Raw genomic sequence first — 5,027 nt, 5'->3', positions numbered from 1 at the left:
CGGGCACCCCCCGCGCGGAACCCCCTGCCCACCCCCCTCCGGCCCCGACCCGCGGGCCCACCACCCCCGCCGCCGGTGCCGACCGCGCCGCGAACGCCACCACGGTCGGCGGGCGCGGAACGCCCCAGGGCCGGACCGGTGACTCGGCCTGGTCCCGTCCCGTCGCGAGCGCCCCCGACAACGCGAGCGCCCCCGGCAAATCGAACGTGAGCCCCGCCACGGGCGGCGACCGGTCGGCCGCTTCCCCGGCCGCCCCCGCTCCGGCGAAGCCCGCGCGGACCGGTCCCCGCACCGCCGACCTGCCCGCCACCGCCCCGGCGGGCTTCGACGCCCTCGCCGCCGACCAGACGGGCGCGGGTGACACCCGCCGATCCTCGTCCCCGCCTGCCTGGCCGGAAGCGCCGAAGCCCGGCAGGCAGGACTTCTTCGCCGCGCGGCCCGGTACGCACCAGGCTCCGGCGAGCACGCCGGGACCGAACTACGCGGGCCCGCACAACTCGGGACCGAACCAGTGGGGCCGGGTGGTCCCGCTGCGGCCACCCGCCCAGCCGGAGGCGCCCGGGGCGCTGGTGTTCGAAGACGTGATCTACCCGCTGGACCGCGACTACGTGGTGGGGCGCAATCCGTCGGGTGACGAATCGGTCCGGTCGGGCAAGGCCGCGCCGCTCACCCTGCCGAGGGACCGGCACGTCTCCCGGGTGCACGCCTACGTGACCGTGGAGGACGGCGTGGTCTACGTCCGCGACGCGGGAACCTCGGGCGGCACCTACATCGCCGCGCCCGACGTCGAACAGTGGACCCGCGTTGGCGACACGGCGGTCGAGCTGGCGCCGGGCTGGCGGATGCGTCTCGGACAGAAGATCCTCACCCACCGCCCGCCCATGCGGCCGCTCGCGGCCTACCCGCGGCGCTACTGAGAGCGGCGACACACCCCGGCCCGACCGGCATGAATCGACGGCCCGGGGGCGGACGTGATGGGCGAAGAGCACAATGTGGTCATGCATCGCCAGGGACCCACACAGGACATCGACGAGTCCGAGCTGTCCGTCTCGTCGCCGAAGACGCAGGCAGCGGGCGTCACCGCGGTGGCGGTGGCGCTGAAGCGCTCGGTCGAGGAGATGGGCGTGATCCGCACCGCCCTGACCCTGTCGCGGGTCAACCAGGTGCACGGTTTCGACTGTCCCGGCTGCGCCTGGCCGGAGCCGAGCGGGCACCGCAGGCCCGCCGAGTTCTGCGAGAACGGCGCGAAGGCGGTGGCCGAGGAGGCCACACTGCGCACCGTCACCCCGGAGTTCTTCGCCGCGCACCCGGTGTCGGAACTGGCCACCAAGTCCGGCTACTGGCTGGGACAACAGGGCAGACTCACCCACCCGATGGTGCTGCGGCCGGGCAACACCCACTACCACCCGATCAGCTGGGAGGACGCCTACCAGCTCATCGCCGACGAACTGCGCGCGCTGGACTCCCCCGACGAGGCCCTGTTCTACACCTCCGGCCGCACCGCCAACGAGACCGCATTCCTCTACCAGCTGCTGGTGCGCAGCTTCGGCACCAACAACCTGCCCGACTGCAGCAACATGTGCCATGAGTCCTCGGGCACGGCGCTGATCTCCTCCATCGGCATCGGCAAGGGGTCGGTCACCATCGACGACTTCGCCGCCGCCGACCTCATCATCGTGGCGGGCCAGAACCCGGGCACCAACCATCCGCGCATGCTCAGCGCGCTCGCCGGGGCGAAGGCCAACGGCGCCAGGATCGTCGCGGTCAACCCGCTGCCGGAGACCGGCCTGCTCGGCTTCCGCGATCCGCAGACGTTGCGCGGCCTGAGCACCGGCGTCGACCTGGCCGACGACTTCCTGCAGATCCGCCTCGGCGGCGACCTGGCGCTGTTCCAGGGCCTGGGCAGGCTGCTGTTCGAGGCCGAGGACCGTGCGCCCGGCACCGTGGTCGACCGCGAGTTCGTCGATGCCCGGTGCGCCAACTTCGACGCCTACGAGGCCAGTGCCCGTGCCGTCGATCTGGACACCGTGCAGGTCGCCACCGGCCTGTCCCGCGAGCAGTTGCGCCACACCGCCGAGCTGATCGCCGGCTCGCAGCGCATCATCGTCTGCTGGGCCATGGGCCTGACCCAGCACCGGCACGCGGTCGCCACCATCGAGGAGGCCACCAATGTGCTGCTGCTGCGCGGCATGATCGGCAAGCCGGGCGCGGGCCTGTGCCCGGTGCGCGGGCATTCCAACGTGCAGGGCGACCGCACCATGGGCATCTGGGAGAAGGCGCCGGACTTCTTCCTCGACGCCCTTGACCGCGAGTTCGGCATCACCAGCCCGCGCGAGCACGGCTACGACACCGTCGACGGCATCAGGGCCATGCGCGACGGCCGCGCGAAGGTCTTCGTCGGGATGGGCGGCAACTTCGTCTCCGCCACCCCCGACACCGAGGTCACCGAGGCCGCGCTGCGCAACTGCTCGCTGACCGTGCAGATCTCCACCAAGCTCAACCGCAGCCATGTGGTGCACGGCCGCACCGCGCTCATCCTGCCCACTCTCGGCCGCACCGACGAGGACGTGTTCGACGGCAAGCGCCGGTCGGTCTCGGTGGAGGACTCCATGTCGATGGTGCATCTGTCGACCGGGCGGTTGAAGCCGGTCAGCGACCAGTTGCGCAGCGAGGTCGCCATCGTCTGCGAACTCGCCCTCGCCCTGCTCGGCCCGGACCACCCGGTGCCCTGGGCGCGTTTCCGGGCGGACTACGACGCCGTCCGCGACGCCATCGCCCGCGTCGTGCCCGGCTGCGAGGACTACAACCGGCGCGTGCGGCAGCGCAACGGCTTCGTGCTGCCACACCCGCCGCGCGACAGCCGCGAGTTCGCCACCAGCACCGGCAAGGCGAATTTCGCGGTCAACGAGCTGGCCTGGATCCCGGTCCCGGAGGGCAGGCTGGTGTTGCAGACCCTGCGCAGCCACGACCAGTACAACACCACCATCTACGGCCTTGACGACCGTTATCGCGGGGTGCACGGCGGCCGCAAGGTGGTGCTGGCGCACCCCGAGGACATCACCGAACTCGGTTTCGCCGAGGGCGACCTGGTGGACCTGGTCACCGAGTGGACCGACGGCGTCGAGCGCCGGGTGCGCGGCTTCCGCCTCGTCGGCTTCTCCACCCCGCGCGGCAATGCCGCCGCCTACTACCCGGAGACCAACCCGCTGGTCCCGCTCGACCACGTCGCCGAACGCTCCAACACCCCCGTGTCGAAGGCGGTGGTGATCCGGCTGGAACGCCACGCGCACGACGAGGCGGGAGCGTGAGCGGCCGGGTCACCGCGCGGCGGCGCATGCTGCGGCTCGGCCCGGCGGGCGAGGTGCGACGCCAGGACACCCTCGCGGTCGAGGAGCCGCTGGAGGTCCGGGTCGACGGGCAGTCGCTCACGGTCACCATGCGCACCCCGGGCAACGACATCGACCTGGTGCACGGCCTGCTGCTCAGCGAGAACATGATCGGCTCGGCCGAGGACGTGGTGAGCGCGCGCTATTGCGCGGGCACCGACGAGCAGGGCCGCAACACCTACAACGTGCTCGACGTGCGGCTGCGGGTGCCCGCCGTGGTGCGCACCAGACATGTGCTGACCACCGGCGCCTGCGGCCTGTGCGGCAAGACCGCACTCGACGAGGTCCGCGCCGCCGGCCGCTTCCCGCAGCCCGATCCAGGACCGTCGGTCGACGCGTCGGCGCTGGCGCGGATGCCGCTGACTCTGCGGGAACACCAGTCGGTCTTCGACGCCACCGGCGGCCTGCACGCGGCGGGCCTGTTCACCCCCGACGGGCGGGTGCTGGCGGTGCGGGAGGACATCGGCAGGCACAACGCCGTGGACAAGGTCGTCGGCTGGGCACTGCGGGAGAACCGGGTGCCCGCCGGAGAGCTGGTGCTGATCGTCAGCGGGCGGGCGTCGTTCGAACTGGCGCAGAAGGCGGTGATGGCGGGTATCCCGGTGCTGGGCGCGGTGTCGGCGCCCAGTTCGCTCGCGGTCGACCTCGCCGTGGAGACCGGTCTGACCCTCGTCGCCTTCCTGCGCGGGGAGACCATGAACGTCTACAGCGGCGCGCACCGAGTGCGCACCGCAGAGGCCCGCACCGCAGAGGCCGAGGACAGATCGGCCTGATCCGATCCGGGTGGGCTCGCCCGGCCCGCATTCCCCGCCGGGCCGGGCGAATCCGTCGCGGCCCGTCCGGCGGGCTGCGGTCGTGCCGGATCGGGCTGCGGCTAGACCTTCAGCGCCTCGAGCAACGCCGCGCGCTGCCGGGCGCCGAGGCCGCCGATGCGCCGATCCTCGGGGATCTCCGCCTGGTCCATCAGCTTGGCGGCCTTGACCGGCCCGACACCGGGCAAAGCCTTGATCACGGCCGCCACCTTCGTCTTCTTGACCAGCTCGTCGGTTTCCGCCTTGGCGAGCAGGTCCGCGACGGAGACCTTGCCGGCCTTGACCTTGCCGATCAGTTCCGAGCGCGCCTTGCGAACCGCGGCCGCTTTGGCCAACGCTTCGGTGCGTTGTTCGGCGGTCATCGTGGGCAGTGCCATATCTCCTCCGCTTTCACTCGTCACTCGAACCTCTGGTTTGACCGCACCGAGTAAACAGCACGCCACCGACAGACCGACGCAGACACACCGGTCGGCGGCGGCGGACTTTCCCAGGTCGGCGCACCATTGCCCCCGCCAGTGGCGCGCAAGGGCAGCGCATGAGCGCCGGTGCGGTCCTCCGACCAGCGTAACGCGGGCAACGTGACCGCCGACACAATCGGTAGCAGTACCCCGCAGGCCCGGTTCAACGGAGAACCAGAGGGTCGCCACGGGGATCGATGTCGCTCCCCCGGCCCGTGCCCGCGCCGTACTGCCCCGCGTGACCGCGAACCGCCCCGCTCACCGGCGGCATCCACCCCGTACACCCCCTGGCCGGTCCTGTCGCGCGCCCGGACGGCACCGTGCGGGCGGAAGGCGGGAAACGACCGATGCCGCACCGGAAGGCTCCGGTG

General features: G+C 72.1%; 4 protein-coding genes. 3 read left to right on the top strand and 1 reads right to left on the bottom strand.

Annotated features, from left to right (window positions below; all coding sequences use genetic code 11):
- Positions 1-206 precede the first annotated feature (206 nt).
- The 3 genes from QH283_RS03835 to fdhD all read left to right on the top strand — a co-directional run bounded on the left by QH283_RS03835 (position 207) and on the right by fdhD (position 4,159).
- A complete protein-coding gene (locus tag QH283_RS03835; protein WP_280501637.1) occupies positions 207-917 on the top strand; it encodes an FHA domain-containing protein in 711 nt (236 codons plus the stop codon).
- 81 nt (positions 918-998) lie between these two features.
- Positions 999-3,308 carry an FdhF/YdeP family oxidoreductase gene (locus QH283_RS03830; RefSeq protein ID WP_280501636.1) on the top strand — a complete coding sequence of 770 codons (2,310 nt, stop codon included), beginning with the start codon at positions 999-1,001 and terminating at the stop codon, positions 3,306-3,308.
- Positions 3,305-4,159 (top strand): formate dehydrogenase accessory sulfurtransferase FdhD, encoded by an 855-nt coding sequence (fdhD, locus tag QH283_RS03825; protein WP_280501635.1) that lies wholly within the window; start codon positions 3,305-3,307, stop codon positions 4,157-4,159. Before QH283_RS03830 ends, fdhD begins: the two co-directional genes overlap by 4 nt.
- 101 nt (positions 4,160-4,260) lie before the next feature.
- Here fdhD and mihF read toward each other — a convergent pair whose 3' ends face one another.
- Positions 4,261-4,575: an integration host factor, actinobacterial type gene (gene mihF / locus QH283_RS03820; protein WP_280501634.1), complete on the bottom strand. Its 315-nt coding sequence runs from the start codon at positions 4,573-4,575 to the stop codon at positions 4,261-4,263.
- Between the last annotated feature and the right edge of the window lie 452 nt (positions 4,576-5,027).

The sequence above is a fragment of the Nocardia farcinica genome (assembly GCF_029867845.1).
Taxonomy (GTDB): domain Bacteria; phylum Actinomycetota; class Actinomycetes; order Mycobacteriales; family Mycobacteriaceae; genus Nocardia; species Nocardia farcinica_A.
This window is presented reverse-complemented; position numbering and strand designations above follow the sequence as displayed.

Coding starts and splice junctions, on each gene's coding strand:
- QH283_RS03830 (WP_280501636.1), top strand. CDS start 999: ATGCATCGCCAGGGACCCACACAGGACATCGACGAGTCCGAGCTGTCC.
- mihF (WP_280501634.1), bottom strand. CDS start 4,575: ATGGCACTGCCCACGATGACCGCCGAACAACGCACCGAAGCGTTGGCC.